Origin of the sequence: Granulicella sibirica (genome assembly GCF_004115155.1) — a bacterium.
GTDB classification, from domain to species: Bacteria; Acidobacteriota; Terriglobia; order Terriglobales; family Acidobacteriaceae; genus Edaphobacter; species Edaphobacter sibiricus.
In genome coordinates, this window is the sequence record NZ_RDSM01000003.1 from 701,865 (window position 1) to 720,568 (window position 18,704).

General features: G+C 60.7%; 17 protein-coding genes. 7 read left to right on the forward strand and 10 right to left on the reverse strand.

Annotation, left to right across the window (positions count from 1 at the left end; genetic code table 11):
* Positions 1-34: 34 nt before the first annotated feature.
* Positions 35-547 (reverse strand): GNAT family N-acetyltransferase, encoded by a 513-nt coding sequence (locus GRAN_RS19525; protein WP_241655030.1) that lies wholly within the window; start codon positions 545-547, stop codon positions 35-37.
* A gap of 87 nt (positions 548-634) precedes the next feature.
* Here GRAN_RS19525 and GRAN_RS19530 point away from each other — a divergent pair, with 87 nt between their 5' ends.
* Together GRAN_RS19530 and GRAN_RS19535 are read left to right on the forward strand one after the other, a co-directional pair.
* Positions 635-1,549 carry a LysR substrate-binding domain-containing protein gene (locus tag GRAN_RS19530; protein WP_128914702.1) on the forward strand — a complete coding sequence of 305 codons (915 nt, stop codon included), beginning with the start codon at positions 635-637 and terminating at the stop codon, positions 1,547-1,549.
* Between the two features lie 80 nt (positions 1,550-1,629).
* Positions 1,630-2,646, forward strand: coding sequence for a beta-ketoacyl-ACP synthase III (locus GRAN_RS19535; RefSeq protein WP_128914703.1), 1,017 nt, complete (start codon positions 1,630-1,632; stop codon positions 2,644-2,646).
* 1 nt (position 2,647) lies between these two features.
* Here GRAN_RS19535 and GRAN_RS19540 read toward each other — a convergent pair whose 3' ends face one another.
* From GRAN_RS19540 to GRAN_RS19550, 3 genes are all read right to left on the reverse strand, one after another.
* The gene (locus GRAN_RS19540) at positions 2,648-2,995 is read right to left on the reverse strand and encodes an STAS domain-containing protein (protein ID WP_128914704.1); all 348 of its coding nucleotides are present in this window, start codon (positions 2,993-2,995) and stop codon (positions 2,648-2,650) included.
* Positions 2,996-3,072: 77 nt separating this feature from the next.
* Positions 3,073-3,825: a DUF899 domain-containing protein gene (locus GRAN_RS19545; protein ID WP_128914705.1), complete on the reverse strand. Its 753-nt coding sequence runs from the start codon at positions 3,823-3,825 to the stop codon at positions 3,073-3,075.
* A 133-nt stretch (positions 3,826-3,958) separates the two neighbouring features.
* A complete protein-coding gene (locus tag GRAN_RS19550; RefSeq protein WP_241655031.1) occupies positions 3,959-4,744 on the reverse strand; it encodes a VOC family protein in 786 nt (261 codons plus the stop codon).
* A gap of 128 nt (positions 4,745-4,872) precedes the next feature.
* On the opposite strand from GRAN_RS19550, the gene GRAN_RS19555 reads away from it, so the two are divergent.
* From GRAN_RS19555 to GRAN_RS19565, 3 genes are read left to right on the forward strand one after another with little or no spacing between them, the layout of a single operon-like run.
* The gene (locus GRAN_RS19555) at positions 4,873-5,514 is read left to right on the forward strand and encodes a TetR/AcrR family transcriptional regulator (RefSeq protein ID WP_128914707.1); all 642 of its coding nucleotides are present in this window, start codon (positions 4,873-4,875) and stop codon (positions 5,512-5,514) included.
* Positions 5,515-5,562: 48 nt separating this feature from the next.
* Positions 5,563-6,198, forward strand: coding sequence for a PadR family transcriptional regulator (locus GRAN_RS19560; RefSeq protein WP_241655032.1), 636 nt, complete (start codon positions 5,563-5,565; stop codon positions 6,196-6,198).
* A 10-nt stretch (positions 6,199-6,208) separates the two neighbouring features.
* Complete coding sequence (locus tag GRAN_RS19565; protein WP_241655033.1) at positions 6,209-6,883, forward strand: DUF2306 domain-containing protein; 675 nt, start codon at positions 6,209-6,211, stop codon at positions 6,881-6,883.
* Positions 6,884-7,016: 133 nt separating this feature from the next.
* Here GRAN_RS19565 and GRAN_RS19570 read toward each other — a convergent pair whose 3' ends face one another.
* The 4 genes from GRAN_RS19570 to GRAN_RS19585 form a co-directional block, all read right to left on the reverse strand.
* The gene (locus GRAN_RS19570; protein ID WP_128914709.1) at positions 7,017-7,754 is read right to left on the reverse strand and encodes a YqaA family protein; all 738 of its coding nucleotides are present in this window, start codon (positions 7,752-7,754) and stop codon (positions 7,017-7,019) included.
* 26 nt (positions 7,755-7,780) lie between these two features.
* Positions 7,781-8,683, reverse strand: coding sequence for a menaquinone biosynthetic enzyme MqnA/MqnD family protein (locus GRAN_RS19575; RefSeq protein ID WP_128914710.1), 903 nt, complete (start codon positions 8,681-8,683; stop codon positions 7,781-7,783).
* Positions 8,684-8,791: 108 nt separating this feature from the next.
* A complete protein-coding gene (locus GRAN_RS19580) occupies positions 8,792-10,399 on the reverse strand; it encodes a HAMP domain-containing methyl-accepting chemotaxis protein (protein WP_128914711.1) in 1,608 nt (535 codons plus the stop codon).
* 137 nt (positions 10,400-10,536) lie between these two features.
* Positions 10,537-12,018 carry a carbohydrate porin gene (locus GRAN_RS19585; RefSeq protein ID WP_241655034.1) on the reverse strand — a complete coding sequence of 494 codons (1,482 nt, stop codon included), beginning with the start codon at positions 12,016-12,018 and terminating at the stop codon, positions 10,537-10,539.
* Between the two features lie 410 nt (positions 12,019-12,428).
* On the opposite strand from GRAN_RS19585, the gene dprA reads away from it, so the two are divergent.
* Both dprA and topA read left to right on the forward strand, forming a co-directional pair.
* On the forward strand, positions 12,429-13,565 hold the full coding sequence (dprA, locus tag GRAN_RS19590) for a DNA-processing protein DprA (protein ID WP_128915123.1): 1,137 nt from the start codon (positions 12,429-12,431) through the stop codon (positions 13,563-13,565).
* 361 nt (positions 13,566-13,926) lie between these two features.
* Entirely contained in the window at positions 13,927-16,710 is a 2,784-nt protein-coding gene (gene topA / locus GRAN_RS19595) for a type I DNA topoisomerase (protein WP_128914713.1), read from the forward strand.
* A gap of 105 nt (positions 16,711-16,815) precedes the next feature.
* On the opposite strand, the gene GRAN_RS19600 is transcribed toward topA, so the two are convergent.
* Both GRAN_RS19600 and GRAN_RS19605 read right to left on the reverse strand, forming a co-directional pair.
* Positions 16,816-17,883 (reverse strand): methyl-accepting chemotaxis protein, encoded by a 1,068-nt coding sequence (locus GRAN_RS19600; protein ID WP_128914714.1) that lies wholly within the window; start codon positions 17,881-17,883, stop codon positions 16,816-16,818.
* Between the two features lie 217 nt (positions 17,884-18,100).
* Positions 18,101-18,652: a hypothetical protein gene (locus GRAN_RS19605; protein WP_128914715.1), complete on the reverse strand. Its 552-nt coding sequence runs from the start codon at positions 18,650-18,652 to the stop codon at positions 18,101-18,103.
* Positions 18,653-18,704: the final 52 nt, after the last annotated feature.

Below are 18,704 nucleotides of genomic sequence, written 5' to 3' on the forward strand. Positions count from 1 at the left end.
TCTTGCCTCTGCACCCACAAAGGCAAGAGCAACCCTACAGTCCCATATGCATAAACACATCCGCCCGTGAGTAAGGCGCCTCCGGCAGCGTCTTCGGATCCACATGCCGGAACCCCAGCGCCTCATAGAGATGCACCGCGTTCTTCAGCTTCTTGCTGCTGCCGAGATAGAGCGCCGTGGCCCCAATCTCCCTTGCCCGCGCAATCGTGTACTCCAGCAGCTTCCGCCCAATCCCAAGTCCCCGCAGCGTCGGCGAAACCGCCATCTTCGAGACCTCGTACAGCCCATGCCCCTCCTCCGGGATCAGCGCCACGCACCCTACCGCCTCGCCGTCCTTCTCGACCAGGTAGATATGCCCACCCTTGCTCAGGATGTGCGTCTCCGGATCACCCAGGACCTCGCGATCCCGAGCCTCCAGCGTGAACAGCTTCGTGATCCACTCCTCGTTCAAAACCCGAAAAGCCGTCCCATCCTCACCGCGCCCAAGCTCCCGTATCGTGATCCCCATCGTTTCAGTCGTCGCGTCCATTACCTGTTCCTGCTGCATCGCTTGTTCCTCCAACCTGAAACAAGTCTCCTCCGGTCCAAGCGAGACGTCCAATATATTGTTCCTTGCGATTAGTATCGAATAAGTATGGATCAGGATGTAGAACTCCGCCATCTCCGCTACTTCGTCGCCGTCGCCGAAGAGTTGCACTTCGGCCGCGCCGCCCTGCGCCTTCACCTCGCCCAACCCCCGCTCTCCCAGCAGATCCGCAAGCTCGAAGAGATCCTCGGCTACGCCCTCTTCACTCGCACCTCCCGCTCCGTCGCACTGACGACCGCAGGCGAAGCCTTCCTGCAATCCGCCCGCCGCACCCTCCGCAACGTCCAGCGTGACCTCGAAGAAGCCCGCAGCATCGGTCGCGGCGAGGTCGGATCGCTCCACGTAGGCTTCATCGGCTCGGGCATGCTCGCCACCCTCCCCGCCATCTTCCGCGCCTATATCGAGGCATATCCGCTCGTGACCCTCCGCCTCCACGAGTCCTTCACCGCGAAAGTCATCGACGGCCTCAAAGAAGGAACCCTCGACGCCGGCATCCTCCGCGACGGCGACCCCGTTGACGCCTTCGACGTCATCACCCTCTTCTCCGAGCCCTTCGTCGCCGTCCTTCCCGCCAACCATCCCCGCGCCCGCCAGAAGACCATCTCCCCCGCCCACCTCCGCGACGAGCCCTTCGTCTACTACCCTCGCAGCGCCGGCACCCGGGCCTTCGAGAAGCCCCTCACCATCTTCGAAGCCCACGGCTTCCGCCCCCACATCGTCCAGGAAGCCTCGCACTGGCTGACGATTCTCCGCCTCGTCGGGGCCGGCCTCGGCGTCACCGTGGCCCCTGCCTGCGTCGCAGGGATATCATCTCCCGACGTCGTCTGCCTGCCTTTACGCGACGTCAAGGTCGTCAGCAACATCGAACTGGCATGTCTCGCCGGAGAGTCGCGCCCGATCGTCCAGCGCTTCGCTCAGATCGCTCGCAGCGCCCGGAACATCGCCGAGCTTGTGATCTCTTGAGTCATCTCCACCGAAAGTTGGTGAATGATGATTCATTTGTAATAGTTTTGTATCCTGATTGAGTCGTGTGAGGTGAAGCATTGAAGTTGACGTTGAAGCCCAGGGTGCAGGTCAGAGCCAAAATCAGCGCAGTCGGAGCCTACGTTCCACCCAAATTACTGACCAACGCAGACCTGGAAAAGATGGTCGCGACCAACGACCAGTGGATCACCGAGCGCACCGGCATCCGTGAGCGTCACCTCGTCGAACCCGGCGTCGCCACCAGCGATCTCGCCGTCGAAGCCGCCAGATGCTGCCTCGCCCGGCGCGGAATCCCCGCCACCGACCTCGAAGTCATCATCGTCGCCACCGTCACGCCCGACATGCTCTTTCCCGCCACCGCCTGCCTCGTGCAGGACAAGCTCGGCGCCAAGGGAGCCTGGGGCTTCGACCTCTCCGCAGCCTGCTCCGGCTTCCCCTACGCCCTCCAGGTGGGCGCCAAGCTCATCGAAAGCGGCGTCCACAAGAAGGTCATGGTCATCGGCGCCGACGTCATGAGCTCCATCATCGACTACACCGACCGCTCCACCTGCGTCATCTTCGGCGACGGAGCCGGTGCCGTCCTCCTCGAGCCCTGCGCTGACGATGAAGTAGGCCTCATCGACTTCTTCCACGAGATCGACGGCTCTGGAGCCGCTTCGCTGAATATGCCCGGCGGCGGCAGCCTCCACCCCGCCACGCAGGAAACCGTCGCCCACAAGATGCACTTCGTCCACCAGGACGGCCAGGCCGTCTACAAGTTCGCCGTCCGCAAGATGGCCGAAGCCGCCGAAACCGTCCTCACCCGCAACGGCGTCACCGGAGCTGACCTCGGCTGCTTCATCCCTCACCAGGCCAACAAGCGCATCATCCTCTCGACCGCCGAGCGTCTCGGCATGCCCGAGTCCTCCGTCGTCATCAACATCGACCGCTTCGGCAACACCACCGCTGCCACCATCCCTCTCGCCATGAACACCGCCATCGGCGAGGGCCGTATCAAGAAAGGCGACTTGGTTCTCCTAGCCAGCGTAGGCGCCGGCTTCACCGTAGGAGCCACCCTGCTCCAGTGGGAGATCTAGTCTAGAACTTGATCCCATGCTCGCCCACCCGGGCGAACACCGACCAGATATTTGTCAGCTCCAGAAGATCCTGAATTCGCTTTCCGATGTTGATTAGCTCGAGCGAACACCCATGCGCCCGTGCCGAAACATACAGCCGCATGAGCGTCCCGAGACCCATGCTGTCCATGTATGAGAGATCGGTCAGATCAAGAATGATCCGCTTCGACTCCGGAATGAACTTCGAGACGTTCGCGTAAAGCCCCTCGTTCACGCCTGATACAAGCCTGCCGTGGCACTTAACGATTGTTGTAGTGCCCCTGTGTTCGAAGTCCAGCGTAAGGAACGGTGCAGCGGTCGAAGTCGGCATTGGGCATCTCCAGTTCGGGTCAACCCATTGTCCCCACGGATCAGCGGAATTGCAATCGAAAGGACCCGCTCCGTTCATCAGAGCTTCAGCGTCACCATGGCACTATCTACGAGATTCGACCATTTCCTGTCTTCCTTGCCGTAAACGTCATGCCACCGCCACCACTTATACCGCGGCGTCTTCGGATACCCCTCCGGCGAGTCCTCCCAATCTTCCTGCCGTCCAAGCGCGGTGATGTCCAGGTAACTCCACAAGCTGCCCATGGCCTCGTCGCCGCGATTGTTGATGAAGTAAGTGCGGAAGATCCTGTCGTTCTCATCCCGGAAGAACACATTATGCCCGTGCCACTCGTCGACACCGAAGTCCTTATCGAACTCATCCGTGATCGTGTACCACGGAATCTTGTCCCATCCCATCCGCCGTTTCAGACTCGCAATGTTCTCCTGTGATCCCCGCGAAGCATAAGCCAGCGTGGTATCGCGCGCATGCAGATGCGAGAGATGCGACACCTGGTCTGCGCCCAGTGAGCAGCCAACGCACGCGTGATCGGGCCATCCATAAACATTCGAGTCATAGAACGCCCGATAGAGCACAAGCTGCCGCCGTCCTTCGAACAGATCCAGCAGCAAGACCTTACCCTGCGGCCCCTCGAAGACATAATCCTTCTCGACTTCCAGCCACGGCATGCGCCGCCTCGCCGCCGCCAGGGCATCCCGCGCCCGGGTATGCTCCTTCTCCTTGACCAGCATCTGCTGCCAGGCCGTCTGCCATTCCTCCGGCGATACCACCGCAGGCTTCGTCATCTGTGCGATCTGCTCATTGCTCGTCATCGCGTGCTCCTTCTTCGCGCTCCCGCGCTCTCCTCTTTCTGAAGTTCTCGACTGCGAACAGGGAAACGCCGCCGGTCGAAACAGCACCGACGGCGATCCACACGGAAGTCGCTATGCAAAAGGGACACATAACTTACGCCTTCGGCCCTTGCGTCAGGGCGAAGTGCCCGCCTTGGTCGTCGATGCCCTGCAGAATGCGTGAGCCGCCCGGAACATCCATCGGAGGCACCGTGACTGTTCCGCCCGCATCAATGACTCGCTTCTGCGCCGCCTCGATATCGTCGACGTTGAAGTAGAACTGCCAGTGCGGAGGGATGCCTTCGGGCATGCCCGGCCCCTTGCGGTTCATCATGCCACCCGAGGGGAACGGCTGTTCCATGCGGAACGTCTGGTAGGCGCCCATCGCACCCATGTCGTGCGCAAAGTCCTTCTCCCATCCGTAGTGCTTGGAGTAGTACTCGAAAGCCTTCGCCGCATCATCGGTTAGCATTTCGTGCCAGCCCACATTCCCCGCGTCCCCTTGACCCAGGCGTGATGGAGGCGCCCCGGCCCCGCCAGGCTCAAAGAGCAGGTACTTCACCTCCTGCGGGTCCGAGACGACAGCGAAGCGACCGACACCCGGAATATCCTGCGCCGGCTTGACGATGGTCCCACCGTCCGCTGTGACACTTTTCAGCTCTTCGTCGAGCTTCGCGGTATGAATGTGGCCCATCCACACAGGCGGCATCCCGGTCTCACCGGCGCCCGCCCACGTCATCATGCCGCCAACATCCTTCGAGTCTTTGCCGAAGAGCATATAAGTCATGCCGGGCATGCCCGAATCGCGGACATCCCACTCGACAACCTTCTTGTAGAAATCCACTGCCTTGTCCATATCGTTGGTAATGAGCTCGTACCAGATAAAACCATCCGCCATCATGCACCTTCCTTGTCCGTGATTTTTCTGCGGCAAATCGAGTCAGAGGAAACTCTGTGCACACAAGCTACTACCGTATGTAAACACTGTCCACAATTCTTTTTTCTCGAGCTACACTTCAAGAACAGACGATGAAAAAGAACGACTCAAGCCAGGGACGCGAGACCTTTCGCCACGGCGATCTGCGAAACGCGCTGGTAGCGGCCGGGCTCGAAATGGCCAGAGTCGGCGGACCCAACGCGGTCATTCTGCGCGAAGCGACCCGTCAGGCGGGAGTCTCACCAAACGCAGCCTATCGACACTTTTCCGGCCAGGCCGCTCTGCTCGACGCCGTGCGTTCCGCATGCATCGCCCAACTCGCATCTGCGATTGAGACGGAACTAGGCAGCATCGCGAAGTGGAGAAATCCACAGGCATTTGCCCGAAAAAGCCTGAGGGCCGTGGGCGTCGGATACTTGGGATTTGCGATGAGAGAGCCAGGCATGTTTCGCACCGCCTTTTCGGTCTCCCCGCTCGTCCACGAGCAGAATCCGGCCAACACGGCATCGATGGGCCTGAACCCCTTTCAACTCCTCTCCCTCGCGCTCGATCGCATGCTGGAGAGTGGCTTGCTCACGAAGAAGCAGCGCAAAGACGCCGAGTACCTCGCCTGGTCGTCCGTCCACGGCCTTGCGCTTCTGGCCCTCGAAGGACCCCTCCACGTAATGCCCCCCGCCATGGTGCTCACTCTCGGCGAGCGGCTCGTGGCCATGGTGGAGCGGGGCCTGACCTAAGCCACGAAGCATTCCACAGATTTTCCTCTTTCTTTATATCTAAAAGATATGTATCTTGCAGACATGAAGAAGGCGCTTTCAAACTCGACGGTCAACGCCCTTCTCGGCCTCCTCAGCATCAAGCCCATGTCCGGCTATGATCTTCGCCAGTTCATCCCCGAGTCCATCGGTCACTTCTGGAGCGAAAGTTACGGCCAGATCTACCCCACTCTCCGCCGCATGGCCGAAGAGGGACTGGTCGCGAAGCGCACCGAGACCCAGCGGGGAAAGCCTGACCGCCACGTCTACTCCCTCACCGGCGCGGGCCGCGAGCGCCTTCAACAATGGCTCGAGCTCCCCTTCGCCGTCGAGGTCCCCCGCAACGAGCTTCTCCTCAAGATGTTCTTCGGAGCCCACGCAACCTCAGCCGTGAACCGCAAGCACATCCACACCTTCCTCGAAAAAGAAGAACGCGATCTCCAGATGTTCACGAGCATTGCGGAGTTTCTCAGAATGCGAGCAGGGGACGACCCGCAGCTGCCGTACTGGCTGATCACGCTGAGCCGGGGTCGCCACGAAGCATCCGGCAACATCGCCTGGGCTCACGAAACGTTAGAGGAGCTCGACAGACTCGAACAAACTGCCCCATCGAAGTCAGACCACAACGCACCTAAACCCGGAATCGAGGCACACCATGGCGCATGACCCGCTTTGGATGAAGCTCTTTCTCGCGATCCACATCACCGCAGGCGCAACCTCTTTCCTGCTTGCACCCGTCGCTCTCGCCACTGCCAAAGGCGGCAAGCAGCACAAGCGCTGGGGCATGGTCTACCTCTGGGCCATGGGAGTCGTCGCCGCCACCGCGCTCCCCATGGCCCTCTACCGCCCCGTCCTCTTCCTCGCCCTCGTAGCCGTCTTTAGCTTCTACTCCGCCTTCTCCGGATATCGCGTCCTCAAGCTCAAAGAACTTGCACGCGGTGGTTCCGCAAAACCCATCGACTGGATCGCCGGCGTCATCACCTTGGCCTCCAGCTTCTGCCTCGCCGCCTTCGGAGCCTTCCGCCCGCAGTGGGTCCAGAACTTCGGCATCGTGGCCATCGTCTTCGGCTTCCTCGGCATGCGTCTCGCGTCCACCCAGCTCTTCACCTTCGTCCGCAAACCGAAAGAGAAGATGTTCTGGTGGTACACCCACCTCGGCAACTTCATCGGAAGCTACATCGCCGCCTGGACCGCCTTCAGCGCGGTCACGCTCTCGCAGTGGTTCGGCAACGCCTGGTACGTGTGGCTCTGGCCCACAATCATAGGTGTTCCTGCCATCGTCCTGACGAGCGCCTACTATCACCGCAAGTTCACGCCAAAGAGCAGAACCCCCGCCCAGGTCATCGCCTGATGCAAGCAGAATTGCCTTGGCCTGGTTGGTTGTCATTCCCGAAGGGAATCTGCGTTTCGTTCAGTCACTTGGGTGCGCCGCATCTTGCATTTGAGATGTGGGATCCGCAAATGCCCGTCCTGACGGGAAAACCCTAGGAAGCCGCCTGCCGCACCGGTCCATGGATCGACTTCGACGTAGCGTAAATCTTGTAGAACGCAAACCCGCAGCTCAGCAGAATTCCCGACCAGAGCACGATTAGAATCGGCTCGGCCCACTTCTGCGAGAACTTCGCCCAAAGCCCAAGCACGGCCGACCCATAGCGAACCCCGAGCCAAAGCGCGATCGCATGCCGTCCAAGCCGGCTCAGCGTAAACGTCGTCATGAACGTCCTGCGCCGCATATTCAATGCGCCTGCCGCCAGCACAAACGCGCTCAATGGCATAGGCGGAGGAAGGATCGCCGGCAGCGCGACTGCCAGGATCGCATGATCCTCCATCCACTGCGTCACCCGCTTGAAGATCCGCGGCGGAACCCGCTTCTCCAGGAACGCCATCCCTCCCGACTGTCCAACCTGGTAGCTGACGAATCCACCAATTGCCGACCCAAGCGTCGCCAGCCCAAGCAGAAGCGTCAGGTGCGGCCATCCCCCACGCTGCGCCGCGATGACAACGACCATCACGTCCGTTAACCCAGGCAGAGGCAGTGGAACAAAGGATGAGTCGACAATCGAGACCAGAAAGACTCCAAACAGCCCAAGCGAAAAGAACAACTTCAGCAGAGCGCTCGAGTGCTGACCGAGCAGCGCAAGTGCCGCCGGAACGACAGCCTGCGAGGCAGCGGAAGGTAGCGTACTCACCGCCCCCAAGGCTATGTCGTTAAGAAGCGTCATGGCTCATCAGACGCCGGAGCCTCGGCTTAAGTCGCTAAATCAACCGGCTTTCTATCGTCGGAGCGAAGAAACCCCGCATCAGCGTTGAGAAAGCGAATCTCCGCAAGTGGAGGCAGTGCTCCAATCTCCGCTGCGTAAGCCCGAAATAACTCGATCGCCCGCACGCACTCCGGTGTCAGCACATAGTGGATATTGTGCCGAAGGTAGTGACGAATCGTCTCCGCCGGAACAGCGATTCGTGGAGTCCACTCGGCCACAAGCCCCTCCCGGTGCGCCAGCCCCGCATCCCGCGAAGCCGTGAGATCCCCGACCAGCCTCGCCGCCGTCTCCCCATTCAAAGCCTCTGGCCTCACCGCCCAAACCGCCGCCACCCAGGGCAATCCCGTCCGCCCTACCCACTCCTCCGCCAGGTCGATCCAGGTACAAGCCCCCAGCGCCCCATCGATCTCCGCCTTACGCTCGAGCGCCAGCAGCGCCGGATCTCCGATCAGCAACGCCGCGTCCGCCTGCCCCAGCATCGCCAGAGGATCAGCCGGAGCCGGTGCCAGAAACTCTGGATCCGTCCCCACAAACTTCCGAAACAGGATCTGCGTGTAAGCCAGCGAACTCCGTGAAGCCGTATCCGTCGCCACGGTCTCTACCGTCTCCAGCCGCACCCCCGGCCGCAGCAGCAGAAGAATCGACCGCACCTTTCCAAGCGAAGCGATCGTGCATCCCGGCACCACCGCCAGATCCTCCGTAAGCGCCGCGACTGGAATGAGCCCAAGATCAGCCCGTCCTGCATGCAGATCCGCCGCGCAAAGCGAGGGTAGCGTATACCGCGTGTCATAGCGCGCGGCAAGTTCTTCGGCCCAGGGAGAGTGCTCAAAGTGATACAGCAGCGGAGCAGGATTCAGGAAATTGATCGCGGAAATACGGAGTCGAGCCACACCATCCAGTTTATCGCCTCCCGAGTCAGCCGTTCTTGCTTTCAGCGGCCTTCGCGGGAGTCGAGATGACTCGACTCTCGCGAAACAGGATTTACGAAACTCGCCCTCTCAAAAAGACTGGAAGCTTTCTTCCATGGGGAACTCGTTCGCGCTGACGCTGCTCTTTTGCGGTGGCAAGGAAGGTGACAAGGGGATGGCAGACATCATCGGCTTGCGCGCAACCGGCCTTTTCTGGATCGGCCGGGTCGCAGGCCCTTTGCTGGTCAGCGTCGTCCGGGGAGCCTGGCGGGCGGAGCCACCATCCACAAGCGCTTCAAGGCGCCGGACGATAGACTGCACCGATTCCGCCTGCGCAGACAGTTCCTCTGCGGCGGAAGCACTCTCTTCGGAGGAAGCAGCGGTATTCTGCGTCACCTTCTCCATCTCCTGGATCGAGTTCGTGATCTGGTCGAGACCTTTCGCCTGCTCGGAACTGCCCAGGTGGATCTCGTCTACCAGCACCTTCATCTTCGAGGAGTCCGAAGTCAGCGTGCGGATGGCGGTAGCCACTTCCTCGACACTCAGCTTGCCGCGACTGGATTTCAGAATGGACTCTTCGATCATGAGCGCGGTGTCCTTGGACGCGGAGGCCGAGCGCTGCGCGAGGCTGCGCACCTCGTCCGCAACCACTGCAAAACCCATCCCGGCCTCACCGGCCCGAGCTGCCTCAACCGCGGCGTTGAGCGCCAGGATATTGGTTTGGAAGGCGATATCGTCAATCACCTTGATCACCTTGGAGATCTTCTGGCTCGACGCATCAATGTCACTCATCGCCTCGAGCAGGCCATCGAGCAGCACGTTTGTCTCCGCAAAGCTCCGTTGAGAGGAGTCGACCATGGTGGCGATCGACAGAGAGTTCGTCGTGTTGCGCTGTGCCATCGAGTTGATCTCGTGTGCCGCCGCCGAGGTTTCCTCAATGGTGGCCGCCTGCTCGGACGATCCCTGAGCAAGCGACTGGCTCGAGGAGTTCACCTGCGCGGACGCGCTGACAACCTGGCTCGCTCCCTCGCCCAGTTCCTGGGTAGCCGCGCGCAGAGTCGTGTTCACCGCACGCACCATGAACCACGAGACAGCAGTGCCGCCCAGCAACGCGGTAAGTCCGATCAACACCGCCAGCCAGAGTGAGTGGGAGGAGGTGGAGACGCTCGCTGCGGTATTCCCGTCGGCGGTCCTCTTGTTGTACTCCACCATCTTGCTCACGACCGCCTCGGCCTGCTCATACTTGGGAAACGCGATCTTCAGAAACAGGTCTACCGATTCGTCTCCCTTTCCAGTGTCGTCAACCACGGCAACTTGTTGCCAGGCGGTATCGACTTCATTCACAAGGGCAGTAAACTCTTCATAGTTGCCGCGATCTTCCGCGTCACCGATCCCAGGTTCGTAAGCCTTTAGATCCTTCGCGAGCAGGGCCCGGTCGGCTCGAATCTCCAGATCTTCGGATGCCCTCCGGTCCGGTGCCTCGACCGCCATGCGCTTCCAGTAGTCACCCCGGAGCTGATGCAGATCCGAGGCGAGTGCCATGGAGGTGCGGGTTGAGGGAATCTCGCTGTTTCCCAGCTCATCGGTTGCTTGTCCGGCCTGATAAAGTCCGTTGATCGTAATGCCTGCGAGAAGAGTCATCAGGAGCAGGCAAACTCCGGAGGTCACGATAAAGCGTTTTCCGATTGTCATATCCATAGCAAACTGTTCTCCGAGTTCGTGCCGCGGCTTATAAAAGTCTTCAAATCTTGTTGTATGAGTCGACCCGATAAATCTTCGAGGGCGTGAAGGCTTGACGTATCGGGGAGCACATCGAAGGGCTTCTGTCTCTTCACTTAGAAGTCCACGTGCATTCTCACGCTGAAAACAACGAAGGGCCCGCGATCCTTGTTGTAGCCGGGGTTTTCTACAGCCTGGGTATCGAAGGAGTAGTAGGCTCCACGCCACGCATGCAGGTTGTAATAGGCTTCCGCAATATTCTCGCGGCCGTAGTTCAAGTTGCCATCCCCGAGCAGAAAACCAAGGCCGCCCAGCTTGAGATACTCCATGTGCTCATGGCTGATCGCGTTGGAGACCACGGCCGCCCCGATCTTGTCCAGCGGCCTCTTCCATGCGCTTCCCGCGTAGTCCATTCCAGCCGCTGCCGTCTGATCGACCTCGGTGTAAGCCCACGTTTCGTGTTGTCCTTCGTTCCAGCCGAACCTCACAAAGCCGCGCACATTCTCGCTAAGGCTCTGCTCGGCATTGAGCCCGAAACCATACTTGACGCTTCCAAGCCGCTCATGGAGCAAAATATTCGGAGTCTTGTCTGCTCCGCTCTCGTAGGCTTTGATCGCGTCGGCATAGAGACCCATGTTGGCATGGTTGACGAAGCTCAAAGCGCGGATGACTCCACCTCTACTCTTCTTCAGCAGCAAGCCGAGAGGTGCCTTCCGCAGTTCGAATTCCACGTTCTGACCGCTCGCGCGCCGAACATTCCAGTCAAGATCGAGACCGTTTGCTACCGTCGGCATCAGCGCCAGCATGTAGCGGACCGACCAGACCTTGTCGTCGTACTCGCCGAAGGCTCCATAGGTATAACCACGGGTGTCGGCCGCATAGTCATAGCTCCCGTTGTTATCAACGGTCCAGTTCATAAACTGTAAGTGGCTGTCGGTGCCGACTCCGTTGTTATCGAAGAGATCTGCGGTGCTCAGTTTGCCTGCCCGCAGCTCGATCCGCCGCTCGGGCACCAGGGTGGAAAGAGAAGTTGTGGTGCGCTGCGCTTCTACCATCTTGTCGGTAAGTCCGATGGTCTGATGAATCTCTGCGCGGGCGATATATGGGGAAGACCCGAGACTCGGGTTACGGACGACATCGAGATTGGTAAACCCGGCGACGCCGAGCGCATTCCCCAGACCCCGCCCGCCAGCCGATTCAATATCAAGCAGAAGCTCGGTCGAGCTGTGCGGATTGCTGCGAACCTGGAAGCCCGTGTAAATCGTTCCAACCAGCGAGGTCTTATACTCCCCACGGTTGATGAAGCTGTTTGGCCCGGAGTAGAGGGAATGAAAGCCCGGGTCGGCTTGGAAGATGATGTTCGCCTGGCCGCTGATCATCCAACGGGCCGAATTCGTGTGACGGAAGATGTTCGTGAGAGATGATACGGAATCCGAGTCCTCGGTCGTGGGCGTATCCGCCGTGAGATCCGCGGAGCCATCGTCTGCGGAGGGACGGGATCCTTTCAGGTCAAGCGGGAGGTCCAGCCTCGGATGCCAGAATGAGATCGCCGCGGTGCCGGAAGAATATGGCCGGACCAGGAAAGATGTCAGGGGCAAAGACTCGTTCGACGGCGAGCTCGGTGCCGGCTGTTCCGCGGGGCAGAGAAGCGGCGCGATTGCCAGAAGGGCAACAGAAAGGAGTCTCGAATAAGGCATGGGAATCTTTTGTCTTTCGGGGACAGCAAGGGGATGTATGTTTTCTCAGCTTCCTATCGGCACCCGGGAACCATCGTTTCAATCCCATTGAAAATAATGGCGCTAGCATTTGAACACGGCATCTCGGAGGCGACCGCTTTGCAGGTTGGTCCTCCACCGAAATCCGCGCTTTCCCCTCAACCCGCACTGGAGTATGGTGGTCGCTAAGCACCGAACCTCTTCGCCAAAGAAGCACTCCCACCAGAGCAGCACACGGAGGCAGCTTGGTCCAAGCAACGCAAGCAGGCAGCGAGACCCGCCGTCTCGCCTGGATGGCCCTCACCCTCACCCCCGGCATGGGGCCAACCCGCATCGCACGAGCCGTCCAGCGCCTTGGCCAGGCCGAGCTCCTCTTCGAAGCCTCGCTCACCGAACTCGAATCCCTCAACCTACCCTCCAAGTCCGCCCAGTTCATCGCCGACGGCCGTGCCCGCACCCTCGCCGAGGATGAGGTCCGCCGCCTCATCGATACCGGCGGCTCTTTCCTCACCTTCGACGATCCCGCCTACCCCGAGCGTCTCCGCGAGATCTTCGATCCACCCGCCGTCCTATGGATCCGAGGGAATCCCGGCATCCTGGGGCTTCCCGGCATCGCCGTGGTCGGCACCCGCCAGCCCACACCCTACGGAGCCGGCATGGCCGAGCGTCTCTCCCGCGACCTCGCCCTCCGCAAACTCATCATCCTCAGTGGCATGGCCCGAGGCGTCGATACCGCCGCCCACAAAGGCGCGATCGACGCCCGCGGAGCCACCGTCGCCGTCTGGGGAACCGGTATCGACGTCATTTATCCCAAGGAAAACAAACGCCTCGCCGAGCAGATCGTCGAGACCGGCGGTGCCATCGTCAGCGAGTACCCCCTCGGTACCTTTCCCGCTCCGCAGAACTTCCCCATCCGCAACCGCATCCTGTCCGGCATGAGCGTCGGCGTCCTCGTCATCGAGGCTGGCGAACACTCCGGGACCCGCATCACCGCACGCTGCGCCATGGAGCAGAACCGGGACGTCTACGCCGTCCCCGGCAACGTCACCAACCGCAACGCCTGGGGGCCTAACACGTTGATAAAGCAGGGTGCCAAGCTCACCGCCACTTGGGAAGATATATGGGAAGACCTGCCCTCCCACATCCGCCTCGCACTCGAGGACGCCCTGCACGCCACCGGCGCCGATGAATCCAAACTCCCCGCCTCTGCATCCCTATTTACCGACGCCGAGCAAGGGGCGAAACTGCCCGAACACGAACGTCTCGTCTTCGAAAGGCTCCGGCACGACGAGGCATTGCAGCTCGACGAGCTCATGGAAGGGCTCGAAGGAACCCTCGCTTCCCCCGAAATCTTTACGGCGCTCTTCGAACTGGAGCTCGCCGGCCGGGTCCGGCAACTCCCCGGAAAGCACTACGTCCGTGCCTTTTAGCAGGACGGATGTGAACTTTTTTGCGCACGGGGCGTTCTTATAGGGGACAGACCGGCGCGGGGGGACTGTAACGGATCCGGATCCCGGCGGTCCAAGGTGTGGAAAGGGTGCGGCGAAAGGCGTGGAAAGCAGATCGAAATGCGCAGCAGAAACACGGTAAATTGCAGGTATTTCGCCTATCGTCAGCGGGAGGCACGAACCCCGGACGTGGTATCGTCAACCCTCCTATTTAAGGTGGAGCTGTTTTAACGCGATTGGATTGTTTTCGGCAACTCGTGTTAGGTTCGCAATGAAACGAACGGGAACGGGGCGCGCGGCAATAGGGTTTCGCGTCCATCGTGGTAGAAGGTGAAGGGAACAAATGGCTAAGTCTCTCGTGATCGTCGAATCGCCGGCAAAGGCAAAGACGATCAACAAATATCTCGGGAACGATTACATCGTGGAGGCCTCGCTCGGCCACATCATGGATCTCCCAAAGAACGACATCGGCGTCGAGCTCCTCAAGCGGACCTTCGAGCCGACCCTGATCGTGTCGCCAGGCAAGGAAAAGATCGTAGAACGTCTCCAGAAGCTCGCCGCCAAGGCCGACATGGTCTACCTTGCGCCCGATCCTGATCGCGAAGGCGAGGCCATCGCCGCCCACCTCGCGATCCAGCTTCTCCCCATGGTCAAGGACAAGTCGAAGCTCCGCCGCGTCACCTTCAACGAGATCACCCAGAAGGCCGTCAAGGCCGCCTTCCTCCAGGCTCGCGACGTAGACGAAAACCTCGTCGACGCCCAGCAGACCCGCCGCGTCCTCGACCGCCTCGTCGGCTATCAGATCTCCCCGCTCCTCTGGGACAAGGTCCGCCGCGGCCTCAGCGCCGGCCGCGTCCAGACCGTAGCCCTCCGCCTCATCGTCGAGCGCGAAAGCGAGATCAACGCCTTTGTTCCCGTCGAGTACTGGACCATCTCGGCAAACCTCGAGCCCGCCCCCGGCCAGACCTTCACCGCAAAGTTCACCGGCATCGACGGCGAACCCGCCCGCGTCTCAAACGGGTTGGATAAGGATGGAAAGGAGCAGTTCCTCTCCGGGGCTCTTCCCAACGGCGACATCACAGCTTCCGTCGTCGCCCAACTCAACCAGGCCCGCTGGAGCGTCGCCTCCGTCGAGCGCAAGGAGCGCAAGCGCAACCCCACCGGCCCATACACCACTAGCAAGCTCCAGCAGGATGCTTCCGGTCGGCTTGGCTTCAACGTGCGCCGCACCATGGGCGTCGCCCAGCGCCTTTACGAGGGCGTCGAGATCGGCGCCGACGGCACCGTGGGTCTCATCACCTACATGCGTACCGATTCCACCCGCGTCTCCGAAGACGCCATTACGGAAGCTCGCGACTACGTTCAGAAAGAGCTTGGCAATCCGTACCTTCCCGCCAAGCCGATCGATTACAAAGGTAAGAAAGACGCCCAGGACGCCCACGAAGCAATCCGTCCCACTCACGTCGAGTACACCCCCGACTCCATCAAGCAGTACCTGAGCGAAGAGCAGTATCGCCTCTACGACATGATCTGGCGCAAGTTCGTCTCCTCCCAGATGATGCCTGCCGTCTTCGATCAGACCGTCGTCGAGGTCGCGGCAAAGGCTGATCGCTCCTACGAGTTCCGGATCACCGGCTCCATCCAGAAGTTCGACGGCTTCCTCGCTATCTGGCAAACGGCCTCGGAGGACACCATCCTTCCCGAGATGACCAACGGCCAGTCCCTCAGCATCCTCGGCATCGACTCCGAGCAAAAGGCCACCGAACCGCCCCCGCGCTACAACGAAGCATCCCTCGTCAAGGTGCTCGAAGAGCAGGGAATCGGCCGCCCCTCCACCTACGCCTCCATCATCAACACCATCCAGGATCGCGACTACGTCAAGAAGATCCAGGGCAAGTTCGTCCCCACCGAGATCGGCACGGTGGTCACAGGCCTCCTCGTCAAGAACTTCCCCTACATCTTCAACCCCCAGTACACCGCCCGCCTTGAAGGAGAACTCGACTCCGTAGAAGAGGGCACCGAGCGCTGGACCGACCTCCTCAACGGTTTCTACGACCACTTCGAAAAAGAGCTAGTCGTCGCCTCCGACGAGATGGAAGACGTCAAGCGCAGGGAAGAGCGGACCGACGAGATCTGCGACAAGTGCGGAAGCCCGCTCATCCTCAAGTGGGGTAAGTTCGGCAGCTTCTACGCCTGCAGCTCCTTCTCAAAGGCCAAGCCCGTCTCCGTGGCCGCATCCTCCTGGAAGAAAGACCCGAAGGCGATCGTCAAGAAGATCACGAACTCCTTCTCGTACCCCATGACGGTCAAGCCCTTCGTCTCCGACATCCACGAGCACGCCATCCGCGTTGAGTCCGCGAAAGAACTCTCCGTCGCCGTCACCGACGCTGCCAAGCGCAGCAAGAAGATCATCGTAGAGCCCGTAAGCTGCGACTTCACCAAGGAAAACTTCGCCGCCAAGCCCGACCTCACCGCTCCCGGCCACGACGCCGAGGCCGAGGAAGAGTTCTGCGACAACTGCGGCCGCGTCATGGTCCTCAAGAACGGCCCCTGGGGCCCGTTCATGAGCTGCCCCGGCTACTCCGACGACCCACCCTGCAAGACCATCCGCAAGCTCACCCAGAAGGTCCAGCAGAAGCCCCCCGTCGAGCTCGAAGAGGCCTGCCCCAAGTGCGGCAAGCCCCTCCTCCTCCGCAACGGCTCCTACGGCGAGTTCATCTCCTGCTCTGGCTACCCGAAGTGCAAGTACGTGAAGCAGGAACTCCTCGAAGTCCCGTGCCCCAAGTGCGGCGGAGATATCGCCGTCCGCAAGACCAAGCGCGGCGACACCTTCTACGGCTGCACCAAGTACCCAAAGTGCGACTTCGCCTCGAACATCAAGCTCGTCAACGAGCCTTGCCCTCGCGGCAACAGCACTTACCTTCTCGAACTCGTCAACGCCGAAGGCACCTTCCTCGTCTGCCCTCACAACCACGAGGGTCTGCCGAAGAAACGCGTCAAAAAGGGAGCCCCCGAGGAGCCCGCCCCGGAGATCACCTGTGATTACAAGAAGAAGATCGCCGGCCCTCCGCCCATCCCCATCCCGATGGTCGAAGCCCCCGGCCAGGCCGTAGGCAGCGTAGCCTAAGCTTTAGTCAAGCCGTGTCCTGCGAATCAGCAGGACACGGCTTCCATTGTCTCTGACCTACCCTCGTGGCATAAACCCAACTTCAGCCACAGCGCCAGAATGGCCTCACGCATACCGTTGTGCTTGGCCACGCACCATGGCGTGCAAACCGGATACGATTCCCTGCGTCATGGCCGACTGTGCGTTCAGCTCTTCCGCCGCCGCCGCGCTCTGCTGTGCCATTGCCGCATTGGTCTGCGTTACCCGCTCCATCTCGGCCACCGCCCTGCTGATCTGGTCGATGCCGCGGGACTGCTCCTCGCTCCCGGAGCTGATCTCATCGACCATTGTCTTCACGCGCAGCGTCTCTTCAGTCAAAGCACTGATCGCGAGAGCCACCTCGTCCACCCTGCTCTTTCCTCCGCTCGAGTTAGCGATCGATTCTTCGATGAGCGAAGCCGTATCCTTGGCCGCCTGTGCGCTCCGTTGCGCAAGGCCGCGCACCTCATCCGCCACCACCGCAAACCCCATCCCGGCCTCACCGGCCCGTGCAGCCTCCACAGCGGCATTGAGCGCAAGAATGTTGGTCTGGAACGCGATATCGTCAATGACCTTGATGATCTTCGAGATCTTCCCGCTCGACTCGGTGATCTGATTCATCGACGTCACCATCTGCCCCAACTGCCTGTTAGCGGAGGCAACTTTCTCCTCCGATTGGGCCAGCAACGCGACCGTGGAACGGCAACTATCCGTGTTCTGCCGCGCCCGTGCATTGATCTCCGCCGCGGAAGCCGATGTCTCCTCCAGGGAGGAAGCTTGCTTCGACGAGTCTCCCGCCAGCGTCTGGCTCGACTGCGCAACCTGGTTCGCCGCGCTGACGATCTGCTCCGCGCCTCGTTGCAGTTCGTCGACGGCGTTCGAGATTGTCTTGCCTAAGCCCTGTCCGACCAGGATGAACCCCGCCGTCAAAATCGAAATTCCAACCGGCAGGACCACCATATCGGCTTTGATCGATGTTGGTCCGCCGACGAGCATCCACACGCAGATGTCCAGGCAAAGGCAGGCGGTGGCAGGCAGCAGCCGGACCATGATGTAAAAGGTGAGCCCCTTACCCAGGACCAGGTAGGTGCATCCTGCAACTCCCGCCGACCCGACAACAATAATCAAGGTTGCAAATAAGAGTGTGGTGAACATAGTTTTCTTCCTGCTTCCAGCCGATCAAGTGAGAGAGAAAGCGATCTCCGTACGGACAGCGACGGGATCGCAACGGACGGCAGCCGGGGCTGATTTCATGTCGACGCGGGCCCGGGACAACGCCGCCGAGGTTCCAGTCTGCGGAGTCCGAAAGATGCCAGTACACTATCGGCCTGCCGGGGCGTAATGTTCAGCCGCCCGCCAGATGTCGCCGGAGTTAGGGCCTCAGCACAGCAAGATGCTTCGCCCTGCGTGCGTCGACCCATCGCGTAGCCAGGGCATCGACCCTGGATTCGTCGCTGCTCTGGAGATAGATGTGGCACAGTTCGTGCGCGACAATATGCTCCGGCTGCGCCCGATAGTCATCGCTGTAGGGATGCAGCATCGCCGGGCCACGCACGATCGTCGCGTGCGACTCTCTGTTCGTCACCGCAAGGATGCCGCTGCCAGCCCGGTATCCCATGCGGCTCTGGATCTGTGCCCAGGCCGACTCGTCGCACGCAACGAACCACGTCCACCCGGTTGGATGGGGGTACGCCTGGATAAAGGGCAGCAGCACGGCCAGAACCTGCTGACAGCTCTTCGCGGTACGGCCATCCTTTTTGTCGTCCGAGGTAACCAGCCGGATGAACGTTTGGGACGCCGCTGGTTCGCTCGGTGGCCGCACAGCCTTCTCCACCTGCGCCGGAATGCTCTGGCAAACCCCCGGAAAGGTGCAATAGAATAGGGCGACTCCAACCGCCCACCCAGCGAATCGTTTGGATTTCATGGATTCCTCCTCGTGTTGAGGAGGAACTTAGGACGGCGGCACGTACGCGGTA